Raw genomic sequence first — 23,742 nt, 5'->3', positions numbered from 1 at the left:
ATTCTTAATTACGAATTACGAATTACTGCGTTGTATCAAAATCAAAATGAAATTGTTACACAAGAACAGTGTAATTAAGACTTTTAGCTTCATACTCAAAATATAATGACCGCCATTCAGAACGCAATGGCCAAGCTACCCCACTGCACCGGAGAAGGTCATGATTTTAGATAGTTTTCAGCAAAAATTACGCAAAGAAGCACAGCTATGGAGGGATGAAGGGTTAATTAGTTCTTCGCAGTATGAACAAATAGCAGAACGTTACCAATTTAAAAACCTGGAAGTTGCTGCACGCGATCGCAATAAAGCGATCGCCATTGCTATAGGTAGCATCCTGTTATGCTTAGGCATAATTACCTTTGTAGCAGCAAACTGGCAGGCCGGATCGCGAGAAGTCAAATTTATTCTGCTAATGAGTTTGTTTTTTGCCACAGCTATCACTGGTTTTTACAGTTGGAGACAAGCTAAAGGCAACAAGCAACAACAAAGCAAACGCTTACTGGGAGAGGGTTTGCTAATTTTAAGTGCTTTTATTTTAGGTGGTAATTTACTGCTAATGGCCCAGATGTTTAATATTAGCGGTTCAATTTCCCAACTATTTCTCGCTTGGGGGTTTGGTGTTCTAGTCTTAGCCTATAGTCTATTCTTAAATTCCTTAGGCATTCTGTCAATTGTCCTTGTAGAAATTGGCTATTGGACGGGACTAGAAGATTTGTGGTACTCTTCAAGTGAAGTAACTTGGTCACGACTAGTAGTGCAGCATCTGCCTTTGTTGGCATGGCTAGTATTTGTACCCCTTGCTTACTTCTGTCGATCGCGTTGGATTTTTGCCCTAGCAGCCTTTGTCTTTGCTAGTTCTTTACAAGCCAACCTCAATCCTCTGCCACTGCTAAATTATGCTGACATAGCCCCTTGGGTGGCATCTTTTGCTTTTGCACTCCCACCTGCATTATTCTGGAGTTATGATGACCTGCTCTTTCCAACCATAAATTACAGATTGTTTCAATCTCTAGCTCGTAATTTAGCATTGGTAAGCTTTGGTGTTATCTTTTACATCCTGTCTTTTCGTTGGGTCTGGAACTCTCCAGATTATAGCTATAATCAGCCAACGACTTTGACAAACTTGTTCGAGTCTCTGCCGATAATTGATTTGGGGATTCTCAGTGGCTTAGCGGTGTTGCAATGGTTGTTTCTCCTGCGTCAAAGAAATAATCCTCCCCGCCGCGAAGTGATTTTTACGACTGCTGTCATTACTACTTTTCTTGTCTTTATCGCCTTAGTACCTTTTTGGCATCAAACTATCAGCCGGATTGATGAACTGGGAATTTTTATTTTCAATGTACTTCTAGCAACATTAGCATGGGGACTAATTCAAGAAGGATTGAAATTAAACAACAGAAATTCCTTTTGGGGCGGTATGCTGTTATTAACACTGCAAATTATTAGTCGGGTGCAGGAGTACGACACTGACCTACTTTTCAAGTCCCTAGTCTTTGTCTTATGCGGTTCTGGTTTAATTAGCGCTGGACTTTGGTTTGAACGCCGCCAAGTTGGTACATCTAAGTCTACAAGCCAGAAGTAGTCTAAAAGATGAAAGAAGCCATGCCAATTTTAGATTTTGAATTTTGAATTTTGCATTGAAGGAAAAATCTAAAATCTAAAATCCAAAGTTGAATGACCCCTAACTTTGTTGAATTGTCTACGATCAAAATCTCTGTGCGTTAGCATTTTTAAAGTTTCTCTGCGTCAGTCCTAATCTCGTTACTTTTGACCTCCTCAATACCCTCTGCTTTTTAGGACTACGCTCATGACAAGTAATTCTTCTGAGTCTAAAAATAAAACCTTGTCTCCCGAAGCTGAATTCTCCAATAAGGTGACTTTTCGGGATTACCTGATTGCTACTGAACAAAAATCGAATAAGCCTTTACCTTTTTGGCGGTTACTAGCACCATTGGCTGTGCAAACAGGGTTAATCATGGCAGTACCAGCCCAAGCGCTTTACACAGACATGACAGGTAAGACGGTGATTTTGCAAACCGTGCCTGTAAATCCTAATGATATGCTAGAAGGAAACAACCTAGCGTTAGACTATAACATCTCCCGTACCGCAAATTTGAGTAGACTACCTGGTTGGCAGACGTTAGTCAGTAAAGGTCGTGGAAGTGGCAGACGATTACCTGATGGAACCAACGTGTACGTAACTTTACAAGAACAAATATCCTCTGGTCGTGGCGTTCCTAGAGCTTGGCGACCATTACGAGTAAGTAGCGATCGCCCCACAACTCTTAGAGCTAATCAGGTAGCCTTAAGAGGCGTCTATCAAGATGGTTCCGTCAATTATGGGTTAGAAACATATTACATCCCAGAAAACCAACGGCAGCAAATTACCAATGATTTACAAGCTCAACGCGCTAGAAGAGGACAAGTCCCTCCCATTGTAGTGAAGGCGAAAGTCGATCCTCAAGGAAAAGCTGTGCCGATTAGTATGTGGGTACGCGATCGCAACTATCGCTTTTAAGTTCTTACGTAAATCAACTTGCATGTCTACTCGCAAGATTTGTCTCCGAAGTTCTGAGCGTCGGCTATCGGCGATCGGACTTCTCTCTTTGTCCTTTCTACTTTCATTAGTCATTAGTTCTTTGTATTTATAAATGACAAAAGACTAATGACTAACGATCTTCCATCCAACTTGAACAGATATTAGCTTAATCTTCATGGCGTAACTGCCACGCTGCACCGCAAGCAGCCCCAACTCCAGCTAACAATCCTGTACTCATCCCTTCAATAGTTTTTTGTATTGGATCTTGGGTTAAGCAATCACTTGTAACTTTGTTATCTTCCAAACACAGGTTGCTTTCTGCCCAACTGGCAGTACCTCCTAAAATTACACCAGTTATACTACAGGAAATAACTAGCAGCAAAAGGCGTCGGGTTTTTCTATCCATAGATGGATGCGTCAAAGATTAAATTGTGTGACTAATCTTCTAACTACTTTACACATCCTAGCTGCTAATGTCAGCTGTCATTTGTCATTTGTCCTTTGACTGATAGACCTATCGTATAATTTTTTGTTTCATCCAAAAGCCCAAAGAACGACTTTTGTTAAGAGGTTTAGTGACTAATGACCAATGACTAATGACTCTTTTGGTGTCGGACTTCAACTACGGTATGAACATTACCGCGAGGCGTGAAATCTGCTTTTACAGTAACTTCTAACGGGTCACAAGCTGCAACAAAATCATCCAAAATTTGATTAGCAGATTCTTCGTGAGAAATATAGCGATCGCGGTAACTATTAATGTAAAGCTTGAGTGCCTTTAACTCAACTACTCGTTCATCAGGCACATAAGTAATGTGAATAGTAGCAAAATCTGGATATCCAGAAAACGGACATTTACAGGTAAATTCCGGCAAAGTAATGTTAATGTCATATCGTCTTCCTACACGCGGATTCGGAAAGGTAATTAGTTTGCCTTCGGCAATATCGCGTTCGCCATACTTCATTTGTTGGCTTTGTTGAGATATATTTTCAGGTAAATTGTTATTTGTCATTTGTCTTTGTCATTTGTCATTTATTATTCCCCGCGTCCTTGCGTTTCCCCATTCCCCACTCCACTTAATCCTGCTCCTTTTCCCAGTCTGGACAATTCTCATCTTCACAACCGTGGGGATGCATGGCACAGACTAACAAATTACCACCATAAACCTGACCGTGGTAGTGAGTACAACCTACACAAGCTGGATTTTTTTCGGATGTGGGTTCAACTGAATAAGGAAAACCGGGATCTACATCTGCCGCAATGTCTTCCAACTCCCAGTAAGCTTCCATCATCGGTTCAGTTAAATCTTGTAGATACTGATCGACTTCAGTGGCAATATTACTGTGTACTTGCTCGGTGATTTCTTCGGTTAGCTCAAAAAAGGTATCTACCATTTCAGTCATTCCCAGGAAGAAACGCTCTACTTCATCTGCTACTGTTTCTACGATTTCTATTAAATCTTTTTGCCACTGTTCCATAAACTTGACGCCTTTACAGGCTATAAACAGGATGTTTGGTGCTGTCCGAGTTAAAGCACTAAAGTACACACTGGGCAATTTATCATATCAAGTTTGTATATGTACCGCCATGTCAAAATGCCAGTTATGACTGATTTTTTGCTAAAAGAATTGCTAAAATAATGCTTTATTACTAATCGCGTTGCAATCGTTTTAACTCATCTTGCAGATCTAGCACTTGCTGGCGTAATTTATCCACATTCTCACCTGATGGTTCTTTCACCGTTAGCTCTTCATCTTCCTCTAAAATTTCGATGCGGCGAGGTTCAGAAGAAGGCGTTTTTTCAGGTGTTTCACCAGATGCTTGTGGTTGTTGGGCTTGCTTCATCATATCTTCAACGAAGCGGCGGGCTTCTTCTGTGTTCATTTCGCCCTTAGCCACCATTTCATCTGCCAATTTTTGGACTTGCGATCGCAGTTCGGCTAATTTTCCCCCTGCTTTTTCACCTGCGTAAGAAGCTAGTCCTACACCAAGGTAAAAAGCTTTTTGAACAATATCTCCAAAACCAGGCATTGTTCCTGAACGCTCCTAAAAATGGGGCGACCCGGAGACTACGCCTACCACAAGCCTCCCGTGTTGCTGCCACCTTCCGGTTCTGACAAGGTTTGGGTGTTGAAGTCGCATAGATCCAGGTCTTATAAAAGCATAACATCAAAAGTCAGTAAGTGTGTCTTATTCCATAACAATTCGCCATTCATAAAGTTGATAGTTGACACAACCGTGCTGCACTAATGGATCTCTAGCTATAATGGCTTCTGCCTCCGCCCTTGAGGCTGCCTCAAATAGCAACATACCGCCTCGTGCTTCTGCCCAATATCCTGTTCGAGCTTTGTGTCCTTTAGCAATCAACTCCTGAATGTAGGCTTTATGGGCAGGTATATATTGGTCAAAGGTAGGTTTATCGACTTTCCCTTCTTCAATTTTTACAAATGTTGGCATCTTTGCGGCCTTTTAAATTATTGGGGATTGGGGATGGGGCATTGAAACAAGATTTTCATGCTCCGTTGTGAACGATAATTCATAGAGAACTGTATGTAAATATTGCTGTAGTATTTTTATCAGAAATTACGTATTGACAAATGATAAAAATCAGTCGTTTTTTCATTGCCCTTTTACCACCACAAGACATTCAGGACTACGCCAACCAGATTAAGCAGTATTTTGCTGATAATTATGCCAGTAGTGCGGCACAAAAGTCTCCGCCTCATATTACTTTGCAACCGCCCTTTGAATGGCCAGATGCTAACGTATCACTGCTAGAAGCATCTTTGAGGGAATTTGCTAGGGAGCAAAAGTCAGTACCGATTACACTTAGCAAATTTGCTGCTTTTCCACCCCGCGTCATATATATTGATGTGGTAAGAAGTCAAGAACTTTTGACCTTGCAAGCTGATTTAATGGCTGATGTAGAAAGCAAGTTGGGAATTGTTGACGCAGTTTCTAAAAGCCGACCTTTTGCGCCCCACATGACAGTTGCATTTCGGGATTTAACAAAGGAGAATTTTAGAGTTGCTTGGTCAGAATTTGCAAAGCGTCAGTTATATTTTGAATTTACGGCTGATAAATTAACTCTATTGCTTCATGACGGTAAGCGATGGAATATTAACTCAGAGTTTAGTTTTGGATCTGCTGGGCAATGAGTAATTGTTTTGGGTGTTCCGTCTATCGCAATCTTTATTCAAATGTTTTTAGATTCCTGCTTTAGACCAGTAAGTTTAGTATTGGACAGATAATTTATAGGTTAGCAAACGATCGCTCTGAAAGATTGCGTTATTCTCCTTATGGTGAGTTTTTTCTCATCCACGCTATTCTTCCCGATGGCTTGTGGCGGTCTTGAGTTGAGACTATAATGCTGGGAAAGCCAAAGTAATTGTTACCTTGCCTTCTTATGCGACTTTCAGTAAGACTGTAAATGTAGTACCCTTTGGATAATTATCTTCGGCAGTGATAGTTCCATGATGTGCATCAAGCGCCATTTTGCAAAAAGCCAATCCTAATCCGATTTGGGAAACTTCTGGGTTAAGGGTTCCAGTCTCATATTTCTCAAAAATGCTTTGCCGTAAGTTTTCAGGAATTCCCAAACCAGAATCAGCAATTTGTAATTTAGCACCTCCTGCTGCCAGATATTCTGCCCGCAAGATCACTTGAGAGTTAGATGGTGAGAACTTAATGGCATTGGAGAGCAAATTATCTAGGACTCGGCGAAAGATCGCTGCATCTACTTTGATAATGCCACCAGGTTCTGGTAATTCACTAATGAGAGTCAGATTTTTTTGAGCAGCGATCGCTTCAATATCTGCTAAGGCGGAAATACAGAGGGTAGAAAGGTCTACTTCTGTATAGTTGAGAACCATTTTACCTGATTCTAATTTTGCCATAATCAGCAAACTATTAATCAACGATTGCAAGTGGTGACTAGCGATCGCAATTTGTTCGACTTTTTGCTGCTGTTTTTCCAAAGACAAGTTTGTAAATCGAAGAATCTCAGTTGATAGGACAATACTAGCAAGGGGATTTCGCAGGTCATGGACGATCATGTTGACCATATCCTCTCGCAGTTTTAGTAAAGCTTGCAGATTATCGTACTGTTGCTTAATCCGCAACATGGAATTCACCCTAGCTCGTAACTCTAAACTGTTGATGGGCTTACTAATGAAGTCATCTGCACCCGCTCCTAAACACCGAGCTAGATCTTCTTTATCTGTTAACGCCGTGACCATAATAATCGGAACTGTTTGCCATTGGGGATTGGCTTTGATACACCTACATACTTCGATCCCATCGAGATCGGGCATCATTACATCTAGCAAAATCACATCAGGTTGAAAACTATTGAGGCGAGCTAGGGCTTGTTTGCCACTGGGAGCATAGTATAGTTGATATCCTTCTCCATCGAGTAAAGTTTCAACAACATCGAAATTATCTGGTTGATCGTCAATAACTAAAATAGAGGGTTGAGTTTCCATCAAAAATTTCCCCTATTTTCCTAAAAGTTGTTGGATTATTACAGCAAGCTGTTTCAGTTTTACGGGTTTGGTCAAATATTCGTTAGCTCCTGTGGCTAAACAAATTTCGCGATCGCCAGGCATAGCCAGAGCTGTCAGCGCAATAATTGGCACATCAGTTAAGTGGCGATCGCTACGAATAGAGCGTATGGCTTCTAGTCCGTCCATTTCCGGCATTTGAATGTCCATCACAATCAAGTTAGGGTGTTGAGTTACGGCAAACTCAATGGCCTGTTGTCCATTTTTTGCTAAAATCAAACCATATCCTCTACTTTCAAGATAGCCAGACATCGTATCAATGTTTGCCTGATTATCTTCTGCCAGTAAAATTACTGGAGCTTCCAGAGTCGGTGACGGTTCTACAATCAAAGCAGCTGAATCAGCAGAGTTAGGATGTTGCAATTTGTCTAAAGTTGCCCGAAACTGAGGACGAGTAATTGGTTTAACTAGATATTCAGCAGCTCCTTGGGCAAATCCGTTACTATGTTCGTCCACCACGGAAGTGATGATAATGGGAATTTCTTGGGTTTGTGGGTTTGTCTTGAGTTGAGCAAGTACATCCCAACCCGATAGATCGGGTAATTGCAGATCCAGCACGATTAGAGATGGCTGAAGGCGTAAGACTTCATCTACAGCTCCTTCACCTTTGGAATAGACAACGGGTTCCATTTTTACTTCCCTGAGGTAGCGAGTAATTTGGTCAGACGCAGGAACTGAATCTTCGATCACCAAAACCTGAGCATTCTCAGGCGGGAACTGATGACTAGGTAAGGGAGCCTTGACCAAAGTTGTTAAAACACCATCGTTGGTACGGTAGGGAATACATACAGTAAAACAACTACCCACTCCAACTTCACTGGTAAGGGAAACTGTTCCTCCATGCAGAACAGCAATCCGCCGCACTAGTGCCAGTCCTAAACCAGTACCGTCATATTGGCGGTTGAGGCTGCTGTCGAGCTGGATAAAAGGCTGAAACAGCTTGTCAATGTTCTCAGGAGCAATGCCGATGCCAGTATCAGTGACAGAGAAGCAGAGGAGGGGGGATGAGGGAGATGAGGGGGATGAGGAAGAATTTGCTCCCCCTGCTCCCTCTGCCCCTCTGCCCCCGTGCCCTTCCTCCAGCCAGACTTTTAACGATACAGATCCTTTTTCTGGTGTGAATTTAATGGCGTTGCTGAGGAGGTTGATCAGTACCTGACGCAAGCGGCGATCGTCCACCTGAATGGTACTGAGGTTGGTAGCGATGTGAGTGCCCAAGTGAATATTCTTTTTCAGTGCTATGTGTCTCACGAAGGCAAGGCTGGCATCACACAGGCTTCTAACTGAAACGTCACTTAGTTCTAATTCCAGCTTGCCCGATTCGATTTTAGATAAGTCTAGGATGTCATTGATTAGTTCTAGTAAATGCTTGCCACTACGCTCAATTGTGGCGATCGCTTTTGCTTGCCGTTGGTTAATCATACCGAATACGCTTTCTAATAAGCCTTCTGACATGCCTAAAATGGCATTGAGTGGCGTTCGCAGTTCGTGGCTCATGTTGGCGAGAAATTCGTCTTTGAGACGAGTGGCGCGAGCTAGTTCAACGTTGGTGTTGGCCAGTTGCTCATTCGTTTGCCGCAGCTGGGCTTCAGCTTTTTTGCGATCGGTAATGTCTTCGTGAGACACTAGTACGCCAATCACGTCGCCTCCACTATTGGTTAACGGAACTTTATTTGTTCGTATCCAGAGTTCTTCGCCGTTGGCACCTTCTAATGGCTCTTCGTAGCCTAGTTTAGGCGTTCGGGTATTCATGACTTTGGCATCATCTGCACAGTAAAGGTGTGCCCACTTTGCCCAAGGTAATTCAAAGTCAGTTTTACCGATGACTTGCTCGGTTGTCAGTTGAGAATCGCGGAGAAATGCCGGATTGCAGCCCAGAAAGCGCGACTGGCGATCTTTCCAGAAGACACGTTGGGGAAATGTATCTAGTACCGTTTGCAACATTTTACGTGATTCTTCCAGTTCTTGCTCGGTCTGTTTGCGATCGCGGATATCAAATAGGGTAGTGCGGTTGTATATATATTTTCCATCTGCATCTTTCACGGCAGTAGCATTGATCAGTACAGGCAAAACCGTGCCATCTTTACAGACCATTTCACACTCCAAATCTTTCATCCAGCCCTGTTCTTGGAAGCGGGTATGGTTAAGTAAGAAGGCCAAGCAACTAGCTTCAGTAAAAAAATTCAGCACGGATTTGCCAATCATTTCTTCACGGGTATAGCCCAACCATTGCAATTCCGTTTCGTTTACCTTAATAAATCGGCTTTCGCTATCCAGGGAATGGTAGCCACAGGGGGCATTATTGTACAGATCTTCAACTTCATAGGCATATTTAGCTAGTGCCTCTTGTGCCTGTTTGCGATCGCTGATATCAGTCAGCCGCACTAGATGTATGGTGCGTCTGGCTATATTAATCGGCTTGGCTGCAATGTTTCCCCAGAAAATTTTTCCCTGACGAGTAACATATTCAATTTCCCGACTCCAGACACCTCTGACCTGCATTTCTGCGACAATCCCATCTGTTTCGCTGGCAGTGAATTGACGGTATTGGAGGGTCTGCCCATTAATACCAATCAATTCAGCTTTATCAGCCGCCTCAAATAGTTCCACCGCTTGCCGATTACAATCCAGGGTCAGGAGGGTTTCTGGATCGACCAGAAAGATGGCATCGGCAGATTCGTTGAAGATTGCCTCGCGCAAATCTCTATTGCGGATGAGTTCAAGTTCTGCTTGTTTGCGATCGCTAATATCAAAGTTAACTCCTATCAAGCGTACAGGCTTGCCCTGGCGATCGCACTTGAGAATACCGTAACCTTTGAGGAAACGAATTTCTCCACTTGGTTGAATGATGCGGAACTCGGCATTATATTCTTGCTTTCCTTGGAGAACTCGATCGACGGTTTTCAACATATAAAGGCGATCGTCTGGGTGCAAGCAGTTTAACCAGGCCTCAAAAGAACCGTTAAAATTGTCCCTGCTCACCCCATACAATTCGTACATTCGGTCATCCCAAATCTCTTTGTCTTGAACTAAGTCATATTCCCAAATGCCAAACCCTCCAGAACTAATTGCTAGGGTTAGCCGTTCAGATAGGTGATGGAGCTGTTCTTCAGTTTGTTTCCGATCGCTAATATCTGTCAGGGTGCCGACATAGCCGATAATAGTATCACTGGCGTTGATTTCGGGTAACACCTGGACATAGAACCAGTTGATGCTACCATCCGGTAAAATATGTCTACCCTCGCTTTCATAGAATTCTCTGGGGTTAACATGTTCTTGGTCAAATTTCAAAGACCATTCCAGACCGAGGCGCTCGCGGTCTTCTGGGTGCAAAGTCTCTAACCACCCCATGCCTAATGCAGCCTGTCTTGGTCTACCTGTCATCTGACTCCAGCGATCGTTGACATAGATACATTGACCAATAGCATCCAATCGGAAAATTGCCACCGGAGCCGCTTCTGTCAAGGTGGCGTAGCGGTCTTCGCTCTCCTGCAAGGCTAATTCTGCTTGTTTGTGTTCGGTGATATCCGTGAGGGTGCTGATGTAGCCAATAATCGTGCCAAAGGGGTTGGTTTCGGGTAGCACTTGAATGTAGAACCAGGTGGTACTGCCATCCTGGTGCAGATGCCTCCCCTCGTTGCGGTAAAGTCCTCTTTGCCAAAATCCTTGAGACCATTCCAACGCCAGGCGATCGTAATCTTCTGGGTGGATTACCTCTAACCATCCCATTTCGAATGCCGCCTGTGTTGGTCTACCTGTCATCTCACTCCAACAATCGTTGACATAAATACATTGACCAGTAGCATCAAGTCGTAAAATAGCTACTGGAGCGGCTTCTGTCAAGGTTCCATAACGGCGTTCACTGTCTCGGAGGTCTGCTTCTACTTGTTTACGCTCGGTAATGTCTAAGACTGTGCCGACTAAGCGCACGGCTTTACCTTCTGCATCAAATATCACTTCGCCTCGAGAAAATAAATAAAGCAATGTCCCATCTGAGCGATTTGAGCAATATTCTATTTCATAGGACTTTCCTTCTTCGATTGTCTGCTGCACTAAAACATCGTGACGAGTACGAGCGCCTAGATGCATTAACTGACGAAACTCCTCGTAGGTTGGTGTCCCAGAGGCGGGGTCACGTCCAAAAATGTGAAAGACCTCTTCTGACCAAATGATTTCTTGGGTGTGCAAGTCTAATTCCCAACTACCCAAATTGGCGATTCGTTGCGCCGCCAGCAGATGAGCTTGGGTCTTGTACAAGCGTTCTTCGCTTTCTCGTAAAGCTGCTGTGCGCCGTTCGACTCTAGCTTCCAGTTCCTGATTGAGTTGTTCTAATCCTTGTTCTGCAAGCACTCGCTCGGTAATATCAACTGCAACTCCACCAACTAGGTATTGCTCGGAAGTTTCCGGAAGTGGGAATTTGTAGACTAGAAAATAACCTAATGTGCCATCTAGTCTAGGAGCTTGTTCAATCACTTCAACGATTTGCTGAGTCTGTACAACTTGGCGAATATTATCTAGAAATTGCTGAGCAATTTCAGCCGAATATATCTCAAAAACTGTCTTGCCAATTAACTCTTCTCTAGTTTTAGCTTTCAGTTGAAATGTTTGGAGATAGGTTTGACTCAGATAAAGCAATAGACCGTTTTCATCAGTAATCCAGGAAGCTGTCGGACTATTATTCATGAACGCAGCAAAGCGAGCTTCACTTTGGAGTAAAGCGGCTGATGTTTGTTTGCGTTCTGCTAATTCTGTCTGTAGCTGCTCATAGGCATTTGCTTGTTGAATGGCGATCGCTATTTGCACTGCGAGTCGATCCAATAAGTCTAGTTCCATTGATTCCCAGTGACGAGATACCGAACATTGGTGAGCAATTAATAATCCCCATAATTGCCCTGTCACCAAAATCGGCACCACCAGATTGGCTTTGACTTCAAATTGTTCCAAAAGACCCAGATGACAATTCGTTAAGCCCGCCTGATAAATATCATAGATCGCTCGTTTTTTCCCCTGGCGATATTCGCTTCCGGCTCCTTGCTGAAAACAGGTGTCGTGAATTTGCTTCCCCAAAGCCACCGTCCAACCTGGAAGCACCGACTCCGCCAGAATGCTGCCGCTCATATCTGGATGGAATTGATAAACTACTACCCGATCTGCTTTGAGAAACTGGCGCACCTCTGTTGCTGTTGTACGCAAAATTTCTTCTAGCTGGAGTGACTGACGAATCCGTAAAGCGATCGCGGCAATTAATTGTTGTTGTTCTTGACTTTGTTCTAGCTGTCGCCTCAAATAAATTGGTTCAACCGCATAATCAATTGATTCTTGCAGTGCTTCACCCGTCAGCTTGCTTTTAACCAAATAATCCTGCACACCCCTTTTCATGGCACGGACAGCCACGAGTTCATCTTCTTCTCTCGTCAGCAGGATGACAGCAGATTGGTTAGGGCTAAATTGTTTTCTAAATTCTTCCAGAAACTTCAAACCATTGCCATTAGACAACAAAAGATCCAACAAAATCACATCTGGTATTTCTTGCTGACACCATTTCATCGCCTCCGTCGTCGTTCCAAACTCCACAATGCGATAGGTATACAGTAATTCGTGCCGCAAACAGCGACAAATTTCTGTCCGCTCTTCGGCGCAATCATTAATCAGTAGGATCGTCAGAGGGGAACCATGACTCATAGGATCAAAAATACGAATGCGATCGCGTTTAAACGCATTGAAACAAATTGTAGCTTGATAACCATTATGTTAATAGCATGACTTAAATGAAGTCACACGTGGATAGAGAATTCAGATACAGAGTAGACGAAATGCCTCAGATATCTTTATAATTCCCACATTAAAGTTACAATATGTAATTTCAAAACAATTATCTTTAGGGGATGAAAAGGCAAATTCTTCCTTCTATCTTTTGTCTCCCCCTATATACTCCTGGGTGTTATGCAAGATGGCAGGGTGGTTTCATACAAGCAGAGAAAAACTAAAACTGGGTTTCAAAGCCTCTCCCTCCGTGGGGGAGAGGAATGGAAGTGAGGGAAAAAGGCTGGACACAAAACGAGAAATCAAGACTTATGTATTTTTCTTTTTTCGTATGAAACCACCCTGCTGCGTGTTATGCAAGATGGGGATTAGCAATCTTACGTAAGAAGCTTCTGAGAGCTTGAGTAAATTTGCTGCCAGTAAAATTTATCTACCAAAAGCTAGACGAGTAGCAACATAACTTTAAAAAGTAGCCAGACTGTACTAATTTTATTTTCATAACCAACTTACAATACTTTTTAAGTAAGGGACTTCCAGAAATTAAATTATTGAATTTTGCCAGAGAAGACGATGGTTAGATTCTTCCTCCTCTCTCTGCAACGCCAGCGTCCCTCTGTTACTGAGCGGCTTACCTTGTGCCAAGCCGACTTGTACTGAGTTTCGACTACGCGGAAATCGAGCGTTCGCGTAGCGTCTCCGTTAGGAGAAGTCGAGATTCAACTACCGCGTAGCCGAAAGGAGTCGAAGTATACTCCCCTGCTCACCGAAACGATGGGATATTTTTTTTAGTTGGAAGCCCCTAATTTTGACTCTCCGACTCATCCACCTTCCCTCAAGCGATCGCAGATTTTAGACTTACAACTAAGTATTTATTCTCGAATTCCAAATAGAGACATAAGTAAATACTCTTAAGTTACTCAGCAATAAGATTAGTGCTTTTCCTCTATTATTTTTTGAGTTAAAACCTGAATAATAAACTTATTGCTAACAACAAGACATCACAAGCTATTTGTCATATCTGAAAATAGCATTGCGATTGATGAAACTACTGTCACATAAAAACATGATAAAAACACAGCCGCTTAATTTATTATTTGAAGAAGTTTGGACTCAGATTTCTCCAGAAATAAAAGATACTTTTGATCTAGAGCAAATTTCTGCTATCAAAATTTCTTTTGATAGCAGAAATTTCACTCATCATCCTTTAGATCTGCGAATTTCATTTCCCTTCTCAAGACTTAGTTTTTATCTGATTTTCCTAGCAGGTAAGGAACGTAGATCAAAAGAGCGTTTACAATTTGCAAAAGCTTTACATCCTCTGTGGACTCCCATTAATAGCGTGTTTTTGGTAGGAGCCTTAATTATTCTATCAACTTCTACATTTGCTATCTTGTCTTCTGCATTATCATCAATTGGTGATACATTTTCATCATTAACACCCAGTCCTACATCAATTCCCTGGATTGATAATGAATCTGAGTGTAACCACACTGGTAGAACTTGGCGTAACGATAAATGTTGGGATTACGAACACAATCCTATGTTCTAAAACTAATTGAAACTTAAACTGAAAATAAAACAATATGTCTCAAAATCAGTTACGCAAAAATTCTGTCAAACACGATCCTTTTGTCCACAAGCTTTTTACCAACATCCCTCCTGAAACAGCAGCTAAATTTACGAATACTCAATTGACAGAATTAAAAAGAGTATTGACTAATAGAGTTGCTAAATATCATGCCGTCGATATTAGGCTTTCTATTCCTTTTCTGAAACAGAGATTTTATGTAGTTTTATTAATTGGAAAGGAAAGGGTCTTAAAAAATGCTTCCGAATATAAGATTTTTACCCAGAGAAATAGTGTTTTGTTCGTAGCATCTTTCCTACTAACAATAATCTCTTTAATTAATGCATTTAATATTCTGAAAAATGCATCAACTAATGAGAAACATCTAGACCATCAAATCCAAGCTTTACAGCAATTATTTCACAATAAACTTTAAACTTAAAGTTTGTTTATATAAGGTGCTCTACTAACCAAATAAAACTTTATCACAATTTATAATTAAAATTCATTATTTACCCCTATTGCCATAACAAATAATACTGGTTAACTTTAGAGGAATCTCATATATTATTATTGATTTTTTGGGGCAAGCTTTGTTCAAGGTATCTATACACAATGTTCACTAGCTCTCTCAGCAATGAAAGTTTACAACTGACTATTATTCGTCATCCTCTAATGGTTAGTCCGAAAATTTTACTTTTAGATGTGGTTGAACTAATAAATCAAACACAAAGTAATTTTGGAAATTGGCCAATCAAAGATTTGCAATCCTTGGAAGATTCGACTAAAGAGATAGGCAATATTCCACCTCAAGCTGACAGTTGTGTTTTAGTCGTAGAAAACTCACATTTAGTAGGTATCTTTACACAACGAGACTTAATTACGCTGACAGCAGAAAGAAAGAGTCTAGAAAATATCACTATTGAGGAAGTGATGACAAGAGAGTTAGTAACCCTCAATATACGAGACTTTAAAGATGTTTTTACTGCTTTAAATTTGCTGAAGCAACATCGTATTCGTCATCTGCCAATTTTAGGGGAGAAAGGAGAAGTGATTGGATTAATCACTCCTGCAAGTCTTCTTGCAGTTAGCATTCATCAAGCAGGACTTTACAATTATGCACGAGTTAAACTCGCAGAGCGCCAGAGAATTGAAACAGAACTGCGCTTAGAACGTAACTTTGTTTCTGCGGTTTTGAATGTTGCTGATGCTCTAGTTGTTGTGCTGGACTGTCAGGGTAGAATTGTGCGCTTTAATCATACTTGTGAACAAACCACAGGTTACTCATTTGAGGAAGTGAAAGATAAATTGATCTGGGATCTTCTACTATTACCTGAAAAATATGAATATATAAAAGCTGTTTTTCAAAATTTAGCATATACAGAGTTGCCCAATCGTTATGAAACTTATTTAGTCACTAAATATAGCGATCGCCACTTAATTTCTTGGTCTAATAATGTCTTACTTAATCGTGATAACCAAGTTGAGTATATAGTCTGTACAGGAATAAATATCACGGAGAGTCGAAAAGCCCAAGAAGAACTTCAGCAGACTCGTAACTTTCTACAATCGATGATTAATAATCTTCCTGTTGCGGTGTTTGTTAAAGATGCTAAACCAGAAAGTTTTGGGACATTTAAACTATGGAATCAAACTTGCGAACGTATATTTGGCATCACAGCCGAACAGGCTATTGGTAAAACAGGTTATGAACTTTTTCCTAAAGAACAAGCAGACTTATTTCGTCAAAAAGACCAAGAAGCTCTTTCTAGTGGTATCCCTCAAGATATTCCTGAGGAATTTATTGACAGCCCTAGCTTTGGGCGAAGAGTTTTACATACAACTAAAATTCCTCTGTATGATAAAAATCAACAACCCGAATATCTGCTTTGCATTTCTGACGATATTACAGAATATAAACAAGCAAAAGAAAATCTCCAACAAGCAAAAGAGCAATTACAAACTGTTTTGGATGCAGTACCTGGATTTGTTTCTTGGGTAAGTATAGATGGATATTATTTAGGAGTTAATCGCCATTTAGCAGAAAGTTTTAACTTTACCAGCGATGCTTTTGTTGGTGAGGAACTGGGTTTTATGCAAAATAGTCAGCAATTTACAGAATTTATGCATGACTTTTTGGCTAGGCAAGATGTAGCAAATTCTAAGGTTATTGATGCCCAAATTAACGGTACAATACGCAATTATTTATTAGTAGCTCAAAAATATCAACAAAATACGGCTGCTGTTGTGGTTGGAATTGATATTACAGAACGCAAACAAGCTGAAATTGCTTTGGCCAAGTCTGAGTCAATGCTCCGCTCTTTGTTGATTAGTACCCCCAATATTGTAACGATGGTTAATCGTCAGGGGAAAATTTTGTTTATCAATCAAAAGGTACCTAATTTATCAGTTGAAGAAGTTATAGGCAAAAATATTCATAATTATGTATTTTCTCATGACTGTGAGATTCAGCGTTCGGCTTTAGAACGTGTCTTTAATTATGGAGAAGTTGTTAATTATGAAATCCGTACTGTAGAAACAAATGCGCCTTTCACATATTATGATTGTCAGGCTGGGCCAATTTGGCGCGATGGGCAAGTTACAGATGCAGTTATTGTCTTGAATAATGTTAGCGAACGTAAACAAACTGAAGCTGCACTCAGAGAAAGCGAACAAAAATTTCGCCTATTTACAGAAAATATTAGAAGTACATTTTGGATTGCTGATATTAGAAGAGACACTCGCCAAATTGTCTACGTCAGTCCTGCTTTTGAAGAAATTTGGGGACGTTCTACAGAAGAAGCTTATACATCATCTGATACATTTTTAGAAGCAATTCATCCAAGCGATCGCCAGCGCTTCATTGCAGATACCCCAAAACGAAGTCAGGGCGAGCATGATGAAGAATACCGAATTGTTCGTCCAGATGGAGCAATACGTTGGATTCGCAGCCGCGCTTTTCCTGTTAAAAACGATAAAGGAGAAGTTTATCGCATCACTGGTATTGCTGAAGATATTACGGAGCGCAAACAAACGGAAATTGCTTTAAAAAGTTTAGTAGAAAGCACAGCTTCTACAACAGGACATGACTTTTTCCCTGCATTAGTTGAATATATTGCTTCTGCTTTAGATCTGCGTCATGCTTTGGTCAGTGAGTTAATTAATGGACAAGTCCAAACTTTAGGATTTTGGTCTGATGGCCAGTTACAGCCGAATATTTGCTATGAACTAACATCGACACCTTATGAAATTTTACTCAAGCAAGGTTCATACTACAGTTATTCAGAAATTCAACAACTTTTTCCTACAGATGAAAGATGGGCTGGAATGAAAGCCGAAAGTTCTATGGGAGTTATTTTGAGTGATGATTTTGGCAACTCCATTGGCTCACTATGCATAGTAGACAAAAAGCCTATAGATCAACCCGATAAATTTGAGGGAATTTTAAAAGTATTTGCAGCTAGAGCATCTGCAGAACTGCAACGAAAACGGGCGCAAGAAGCTTTACAACAACTCAATCGAGATTTAGAAGTTAGGGTGGAGCAACGCACTTTAGAACTGCAAGAAAGTGAGGCAGAGCTAAGAGCTATTTTTAATCAAGCCGCAGTTGGAATTAAACTAGAAAGTTTAGATGGTCGATTTCTCAAAGTCAATCAGAAACTATGCGAAATTTTGGGCTATAGTCAAGAAGATTTGCTGAATAAAACTTATATGGATATTACTTATTCAGATGATATACAATGTCATCTAAATAATTTACAAAAGCTCATATCTGGAGAGGTAGAAACATTTTCAATTGAAAAAAGATGTTTGCATAAAAATGGAAATTTAATCTGGGTTAATTTGACCTGTTCTCTGATTCGGGATGGAAATGCTAAGCCGATTTATTCGATTGGTATAGTTAAGGATATACAAAGCCAAAAGCTTGCTCAAGATGCTCTCAAACAACAAATTGAGCGAGAACGGTTGGTGAATGTGATTACTCAAAGAATTCGAGAATCGCTTGATCTACAAGCAACTTTAAATGTTACAGTTGCTGAAATTCATAAGTTATTAAAAGTCGATCGGGTACTTATTTACCGCACTTTAATTGATGGTTACGGCAAGGTGATTGCTGAAGCATTGACGCCAGGATATAAAAGTATACTTAACCAATCTTTTCCTATTGAATGTTTTCCTAATGAATCTTATTTACGTTATGTAAATGGTCACATTTATGCTCTTTCAGACCGAAATTTGCGTGAATCTCCTAGCTGCCTAATCCAGTTTATGGAGGATATGCAGATTCGTGCCAAGCTAGTTATTCCGATTATTCACAACGATGTTTTATGGGGTTTGTTGATTACTCACCAATGTTCCCGTCCTAAAGAGTGGAAATCGGGGGAAATGGAGTTGTTACAACAGTTAGCAAATCAGCTGGCGATCGCCACCCAACAATCGGGACTCTACGCCCAATTACAAGTAGAATTAAATGAGCGAAAAAAAGCTGAAGAACAAATTTGTAAAGCTTTAGAAAAAGAAAAAGAACTCAGTGACTTGAAATCTCGTTTCATTTCCATGACATCCCATGAGTTTCGTACTCCTTTAGCTGTCATTGCTTCTTCTGCTGGAATTTTAAAAAGTTTTAGCCATAAGCTAGATGAACAACAAAAACAGAAGCATCTCCAGTGCATTCAAACTTACGTTCAGCATACTACTCAACTTTTAGATGACATTTTGTTAATTAATAAAGCTGAAGCAGGAAAATTAGCATTTGATCCAAGTCATTTTGATTTGGTTGGTTTCTGTCATACTTTAATAGATGAACTACAACTAAGTTCTCCTAATCATAATCTAGTCTTTTACCCTCAATACCTGGATAATTCATCAAACAAGAATAACTTCATCGCTTACATGGACAATAAACTTCTGCGACAAATTCTCAGCAACTTGCTTTCAAACGCTGTCAAATATTCCTCAATCGGTACTAATATTCAAATTGATTTATTAATTCAAGCTCAATTAGCAGTTTTTCTCATTAAAGATGAAGGTATTGGTATTTCATTAGAGGATCAACAGCACTTATTTGAGTCCTTTTACCGAGGTGGTAATGTTGGTAATACACCAGGCACTGGATTAGGCTTGACAATTACAAATAAATGTGTATACCTACATAAAGGACGAATTACTTTTGCTAGTAAGCTTGGAGTAGGGACAACATTTAAGGTGGAATTACCGCTGATTGCAACCGATGCTTTCGCCTAAGAAGATCTAATGTGTTATTCATCAATAATTTTGGGAAAAATAAACGTATCCAAACTCGATAAACAAAATAACTATTTAAACAAGAGGATGAATAAAAAAATATTAGTAATTGAAGATGAAATCCAAGTCTGCTCAAACATTGAACAGATTTTAAGTTTGTCAGATTTTAATACTATTACTGCAAACAATGGTACAGAAGGATTACGGCTTGCTAAAGCAGAAAAGCCAGACCTGATATGTTGTGACATTATGATGCCCGATCTAGATGGCTACAGCGTGCTAGAAGCCTTACGTCACGATCCAGAAACTGAGTCTATACCACTGATTTTTCTGACTGCAAAAGTAGAGCGTGGTAACCTACGTCAAGCTATGGAGCTAGGAGCTGATGATTATTTGACAAAACCTTTCTTTACTGAAGAACTTCTCAAAGCAATTGAGATTAGATTGGCGCGGATAGAAAAGCCATATTTACTTAAACAGCAGTATGAACAAGAACGTCAACAAAATATGAAGCTCAGGCAACAAATACAGGTAAACTCACAAAAGCTTCAAGAGAGCAAACAACTAGCAGACATGCACAATGAGGTTTTACAAAAACTTTTACAAGACTTAGGTAATCCTCTTTCTAATATTAATATGGCAATCCATATGCTGAAACAATCTCAATCAGATATCGAGCGCGATCGCTACTTGGCTATATTACAACAAGAATGTGTTCGGGAAATTGATCTTTTGAATGAAATGAAGAATTTACAAGTCTTGCTAACGCCAGATAATGCCAAGATTTTGCAAAAATTCAATTTGCTTAATCAGCATAAATGAAAGGTAAATATTAAACTAGTAATTTTTCAGTAAAATTTCATATGTTAAATATAAATAATAAGAGTTGAAATTATATACTATATGAACACAATTTTAATTATTGAAGATGAAGAACAAATTCGGGAAAATGTTGAGGAAATTTTACAACTTTCTGATTTTAAAACGTTGATAGCCCCGAATGGGAAAATTGGACTAGAAATTGCTAAAGCAAAATTACCTGATTTGATTATATGTGACATCATGATGCCAGAATTAGATGGCTATAGCCTACTATCTGCTCTGCGTCAAAATGAAGCAACTCTGAATATTCCTTTGATATTTGTCACAGCTAAAGCCGATCGTTCTGATTTTCGTCAAGGAATGGAATTTGGAGCCGATGATTATTTGACAAAACCATTTACAACGGAAGAACTATTAAACGCGATCGCTACTCGTCTTCAAAAACAATCTCTAGTCCAGCGTCAATCTCAAGCTAAGCTAGATGAACTACGAATGAATATTGCTCACTCATTGCCTCACGAACTAAATACTCCTTTAAATGGTATTATTGGGATGTCACAGTTGTTAGTTGACAATTGTCGCGTCATGCGTGAGTCTGAAGAAATAGAAATTGCCGAATTAATTTACACTTCTGCTAATCGATTAAATAGATTAGCTCAAAGATTTTTACTCTATTCCGATCTAGAATTAATCATAAGAGATGACAAAAAAGTTCGCCAAATTCAACAAGAATCAGATAAATTTCTTGTTCAAAGAGTTATTAGTGAGATTTGTCTTCAAAAAGCTAGAGAATTATCTAGAGCCAAAGATTTGACCCTTGAACTTCAAGAATCAACTGTGCAAATGCCAGAGGATAAATTGAGTATTGTCATTGAAGAATTGATAGACAATGCCTTTAAATTTTCTTTACCTGGTAGTGAAGTTCGAGTTATTAGCAATTGTGATAGTAGTAAATTTTATTTACATATAGTTGATAATGGAAAAGGAATGATGGCTGAGGAAATTGAAAGAATTGGAGCTTTTATCCAATTTAATCGAAAGTTCTATGAACAACAGGGTTCAGGACTAGGGCTGAGTATTGTTCAGCATATAGTCAAATTATACGGTGGTAAATTGACAATCAATAGCATTCCTGAGCAACAAACTATTGTCAGTATTGTTTTGCCTTACAGACCTATGTAAAACTAAAATTGAAATAATTCATTACTCCGAATAGTTGAATAATCAGGATTAAATTTGATGAATTAATGTAATGATATTACTGTAAGAAGTATCTTTTATTTTCCTAATTTAGTAATATTTAAATAAGTTTATTTATGTTGTTTATTAACTGCTAATCCAAGTACTTTCTGAAAATAAAAGCGGATTATTATAGATTTTTTCTAGATTATGACTTCTCAAGTATTAACTTTTTACTTTACATACACAATATCATTACCAATTCTTAAATATCTAGCTTTAGCGTGATAATTGTTGATATCTTAATTTAATTTGTACATTTACCTGATGAATGATGACTGAAAACCCGTCAACAGTCAATAGTCAACAGTCAACGACTATCAAGATTGTTTATATACTTTAGACGCGCATCAGCTTAAGAAACCGGGGTTTAAATCTGTACATAATGGTTCATATCAAATTGTATACTTTCACTAACTAGACCCCTAAATCGGTAAAAAACGTGAATCTCCCATTAATTACTCGCGCTCAAGAACACAATGAGAAAATAGCGATTATCGTTCCTAGAGGCTCCGCCAACGCAACAACAGTCGGAGTATTTACTTATCGAGATTTGCTCTATACTTCTAGCCAAATCGCCACAAGTCTTCTTGAAAATGCCGATGATTTACACGAGCAGCGAGTTGCTTTTCTCATCCCGGCGGGGTTTGAGTATGTAGCTACTCAGTGGGGGATTTGGCGTGCTGGTGGAATAGCAGTACCTTTGTGTGTTTCCCATCCGCGGCCAGAGTTGGAGTATGTGATTACAAATTCCGGAGCATCGATTATTGTTGCCCATCCTAATTTTGAGGATATATTGCGATCGCTCGCCGAAGAAAAAAATTTGCGATTTATCCTCACCTCAGAAACGCTCCCATCTAATGTGAAGAACCTCCCAGATGTAGATATCACCAGACGCGCCTTAATTCTCTACACCAGTGGAACAACAGGTAAACCCAAGGGCGTAGTTACAACCCATCAGAATATTCAAGCTCAAGTCACTAGCTTGATTAACGCTTGGGAATGGACATCTAGCGATCGCATTTTGCATGTACTGCCCTTACATCATATTCATGGAATTGTCAATGTATTGAGCTGTGCTTTATGGGCTGGCGCAGAGTGTCACATGTTAAGCAAGTTTGACGCCGAAGTTGTTTGGAACCGAATTTCTCACGGTGATTTAACTTTATTTATGGCAGTACCGACAATTTATGTCAAGCTGATTGCTGCTTGGGAAAATGCCTCTAAGGAACGCCAGAAAAGTATGTCAGCAGGTTGTGCGAAAATGCGCCTGATGGTTTCTGGTTCAGCAGCCTTACCAGTTCAAGTTTTAGAAAAGTGGCAAAGTATTAGCGGTCATTTTCTGCTGGAGCGCTATGGAATGACGGAAATTGGCATGGCGTTATCGAATTGTTTACACGGTGAACGGTTACCAGGATATGTGGGTCAGCCTTTGCCTCAGGTGGAAGTAAGATTAGTGGATGAGAGTGGAGAGTTAGTCCCACCAGGAACACCAGGAGAAATTCAAGTCAAAGGCGCCACAGTGTTTGGAGAATATTGGCAAAACCCCCAAGCAACCGCCAAAGCCTTCCAAGATGGTTGGTTTCGTACTGGAGATCTGGCTGTAGTCGAGAACGACAACTATCGCATTCTGGGACGGATGAGCGTAGATATCATCAAAACCGGAGGTTATAAAGTTTCAGCTTTGGAAATTGAAGAAGTGTTAAGAACCCATCCAGATATTCAGGAATGTGCTGTAGTTGGGGTTGCAGATATAGAGTGGGGTGAGCGGGTTTGTGCGGCGTTAGTATTGGAAAGCTCACAAACTTTGACATTAGAATCTCTTAGGAGTTGGGCAAAAGAGCGATTAGCTGTCTATAAGGTGCCAACCCAAATTTTGATAGTTGAAGAATTACCGCGTAACGCGATGGGGAAAGTAACTAAGCCGATAGTGGTTGAGCTATTTTGTTGATAGCCTCAATGCTCAATTAAACTTGAAGCTTTAAAGTTAGTTGGCTCCGAGTTG

At 40.1% G+C, this 23,742-nt stretch carries 16 protein-coding genes and 1 other RNA gene; 9 read left to right on the top strand and 8 right to left on the bottom strand.

Annotated elements, in window-relative coordinates; translation table 11 throughout:
• Positions 1-160: 160 nt before the first annotated feature.
• Both ACFG4S_RS06020 and ACFG4S_RS06015 read left to right on the top strand, forming a co-directional pair.
• Positions 161-1,582, top strand: a complete 1,422-nt coding sequence (locus ACFG4S_RS06020; protein ID WP_392533929.1) for a DUF2157 domain-containing protein — start codon at positions 161-163, stop codon at positions 1,580-1,582.
• 225 nt (positions 1,583-1,807) lie between these two features.
• Positions 1,808-2,518 (top strand): GDYXXLXY domain-containing protein, encoded by a 711-nt coding sequence (locus ACFG4S_RS06015; RefSeq protein ID WP_392533928.1) that lies wholly within the window; start codon positions 1,808-1,810, stop codon positions 2,516-2,518.
• 187 nt (positions 2,519-2,705) lie between these two features.
• Here ACFG4S_RS06015 and ACFG4S_RS06010 read toward each other — a convergent pair whose 3' ends face one another.
• The 6 genes from ACFG4S_RS06010 to ACFG4S_RS05985 form a co-directional block, all read right to left on the bottom strand.
• Positions 2,706-2,945, bottom strand: a complete 240-nt coding sequence (locus ACFG4S_RS06010) for a hypothetical protein (protein ID WP_392533927.1) — start codon at positions 2,943-2,945, stop codon at positions 2,706-2,708.
• Positions 2,946-3,132: 187 nt separating this feature from the next.
• Positions 3,133-3,552 carry a preQ(1) synthase gene (queF, locus tag ACFG4S_RS06005; RefSeq protein ID WP_392533926.1) on the bottom strand — a complete coding sequence of 140 codons (420 nt, stop codon included), beginning with the start codon at positions 3,550-3,552 and terminating at the stop codon, positions 3,133-3,135.
• Between the two features lie 64 nt (positions 3,553-3,616).
• Positions 3,617-4,018, bottom strand: a complete 402-nt coding sequence (locus ACFG4S_RS06000; RefSeq protein WP_392533925.1) for a hypothetical protein — start codon at positions 4,016-4,018, stop codon at positions 3,617-3,619.
• Positions 4,019-4,190: 172 nt separating this feature from the next.
• Complete coding sequence (locus tag ACFG4S_RS05995) at positions 4,191-4,571, bottom strand: phasin family protein (protein ID WP_392533924.1); 381 nt, start codon at positions 4,569-4,571, stop codon at positions 4,191-4,193.
• Between the two features lie 25 nt (positions 4,572-4,596).
• An RNA gene (gene ffs / locus ACFG4S_RS05990) (signal recognition particle sRNA small type) lies at positions 4,597-4,693 on the bottom strand.
• A 37-nt stretch (positions 4,694-4,730) separates the two neighbouring features.
• Positions 4,731-4,997, bottom strand: a complete 267-nt coding sequence (locus tag ACFG4S_RS05985; RefSeq protein WP_392533923.1) for a YciI family protein — start codon at positions 4,995-4,997, stop codon at positions 4,731-4,733.
• Positions 4,998-5,146: 149 nt separating this feature from the next.
• Between ACFG4S_RS05985 and ACFG4S_RS05980 the strand changes: the two genes are divergently transcribed.
• Complete coding sequence (locus tag ACFG4S_RS05980; RefSeq protein ID WP_392535920.1) at positions 5,147-5,698, top strand: 2'-5' RNA ligase family protein; 552 nt, start codon at positions 5,147-5,149, stop codon at positions 5,696-5,698.
• A 246-nt stretch (positions 5,699-5,944) separates the two neighbouring features.
• On the opposite strand, the gene ACFG4S_RS05975 is transcribed toward ACFG4S_RS05980, so the two are convergent.
• Together ACFG4S_RS05975 and ACFG4S_RS05970 are read right to left on the bottom strand one after the other, a co-directional pair.
• Positions 5,945-7,024 carry a response regulator gene (locus ACFG4S_RS05975; protein WP_392533922.1) on the bottom strand — a complete coding sequence of 360 codons (1,080 nt, stop codon included), beginning with the start codon at positions 7,022-7,024 and terminating at the stop codon, positions 5,945-5,947.
• Between the two features lie 12 nt (positions 7,025-7,036).
• On the bottom strand, positions 7,037-12,784 hold the full coding sequence (locus ACFG4S_RS05970; protein ID WP_392533921.1) for a PAS domain S-box protein: 5,748 nt from the start codon (positions 12,782-12,784) through the stop codon (positions 7,037-7,039).
• Positions 12,785-13,904: 1,120 nt separating this feature from the next.
• Between ACFG4S_RS05970 and ACFG4S_RS05965 the strand changes: the two genes are divergently transcribed.
• The 6 genes from ACFG4S_RS05965 to ACFG4S_RS05940 all read left to right on the top strand — a co-directional run bounded on the left by ACFG4S_RS05965 (position 13,905) and on the right by ACFG4S_RS05940 (position 23,688).
• The gene (locus ACFG4S_RS05965) at positions 13,905-14,414 is read left to right on the top strand and encodes a hypothetical protein (RefSeq protein WP_392533920.1); all 510 of its coding nucleotides are present in this window, start codon (positions 13,905-13,907) and stop codon (positions 14,412-14,414) included.
• 34 nt (positions 14,415-14,448) lie between these two features.
• Complete coding sequence (locus ACFG4S_RS05960) at positions 14,449-14,868, top strand: hypothetical protein (RefSeq protein ID WP_392533919.1); 420 nt, start codon at positions 14,449-14,451, stop codon at positions 14,866-14,868.
• Between the two features lie 179 nt (positions 14,869-15,047).
• Complete coding sequence (locus ACFG4S_RS05955) at positions 15,048-19,676, top strand: PAS domain S-box protein (RefSeq protein ID WP_392533918.1); 4,629 nt, start codon at positions 15,048-15,050, stop codon at positions 19,674-19,676.
• 87 nt (positions 19,677-19,763) lie between these two features.
• The gene (locus tag ACFG4S_RS05950; RefSeq protein WP_392533917.1) at positions 19,764-20,498 is read left to right on the top strand and encodes a response regulator transcription factor; all 735 of its coding nucleotides are present in this window, start codon (positions 19,764-19,766) and stop codon (positions 20,496-20,498) included.
• Positions 20,499-20,579: 81 nt separating this feature from the next.
• Positions 20,580-21,680: a response regulator gene (locus tag ACFG4S_RS05945; protein ID WP_392533916.1), complete on the top strand. Its 1,101-nt coding sequence runs from the start codon at positions 20,580-20,582 to the stop codon at positions 21,678-21,680.
• A gap of 499 nt (positions 21,681-22,179) precedes the next feature.
• Positions 22,180-23,688, top strand: a complete 1,509-nt coding sequence (locus ACFG4S_RS05940) for an acyl-CoA synthetase (protein WP_392533915.1) — start codon at positions 22,180-22,182, stop codon at positions 23,686-23,688.
• Positions 23,689-23,742 lie beyond the last annotated feature (54 nt).

The sequence above is a fragment of the Nostoc sp. C117 genome, from assembly GCF_043099735.1.
Lineage (GTDB): Bacteria > Cyanobacteriota > Cyanobacteriia > Cyanobacteriales > Nostocaceae > Nostoc.
Note: the sequence above shows the minus strand (reverse complement) of the source record. Positions and strands in the feature narration are given on the sequence as shown.

Coding starts and splice junctions, on each gene's coding strand:
- ACFG4S_RS06020 (WP_392533929.1), top strand. CDS start 161: ATGATTTTAGATAGTTTTCAGCAAAAATTACGCAAAGAAGCACAGCTA.
- ACFG4S_RS06015 (WP_392533928.1), top strand. CDS start 1,808: ATGACAAGTAATTCTTCTGAGTCTAAAAATAAAACCTTGTCTCCCGAA.
- ACFG4S_RS06010 (WP_392533927.1), bottom strand. CDS start 2,945: ATGGATAGAAAAACCCGACGCCTTTTGCTGCTAGTTATTTCCTGTAGT.
- queF (WP_392533926.1), bottom strand. CDS start 3,552: ATGACAAATAACAATTTACCTGAAAATATATCTCAACAAAGCCAACAA.
- ACFG4S_RS06000 (WP_392533925.1), bottom strand. CDS start 4,018: ATGGAACAGTGGCAAAAAGATTTAATAGAAATCGTAGAAACAGTAGCA.
- ACFG4S_RS05995 (WP_392533924.1), bottom strand. CDS start 4,571: ATGCCTGGTTTTGGAGATATTGTTCAAAAAGCTTTTTACCTTGGTGTA.
- ACFG4S_RS05985 (WP_392533923.1), bottom strand. CDS start 4,997: ATGCCAACATTTGTAAAAATTGAAGAAGGGAAAGTCGATAAACCTACC.
- ACFG4S_RS05975 (WP_392533922.1), bottom strand. CDS start 7,024: ATGGAAACTCAACCCTCTATTTTAGTTATTGACGATCAACCAGATAAT.
- ACFG4S_RS05970 (WP_392533921.1), bottom strand. CDS start 12,784: ATGAGTCATGGTTCCCCTCTGACGATCCTACTGATTAATGATTGCGCC.
- ACFG4S_RS05965 (WP_392533920.1), top strand. CDS start 13,905: ATGAAACTACTGTCACATAAAAACATGATAAAAACACAGCCGCTTAAT.
- ACFG4S_RS05960 (WP_392533919.1), top strand. CDS start 14,449: ATGTCTCAAAATCAGTTACGCAAAAATTCTGTCAAACACGATCCTTTT.
- ACFG4S_RS05955 (WP_392533918.1), top strand. CDS start 15,048: ATGTTCACTAGCTCTCTCAGCAATGAAAGTTTACAACTGACTATTATT.
- ACFG4S_RS05950 (WP_392533917.1), top strand. CDS start 19,764: ATGAATAAAAAAATATTAGTAATTGAAGATGAAATCCAAGTCTGCTCA.
- ACFG4S_RS05945 (WP_392533916.1), top strand. CDS start 20,580: ATGAACACAATTTTAATTATTGAAGATGAAGAACAAATTCGGGAAAAT.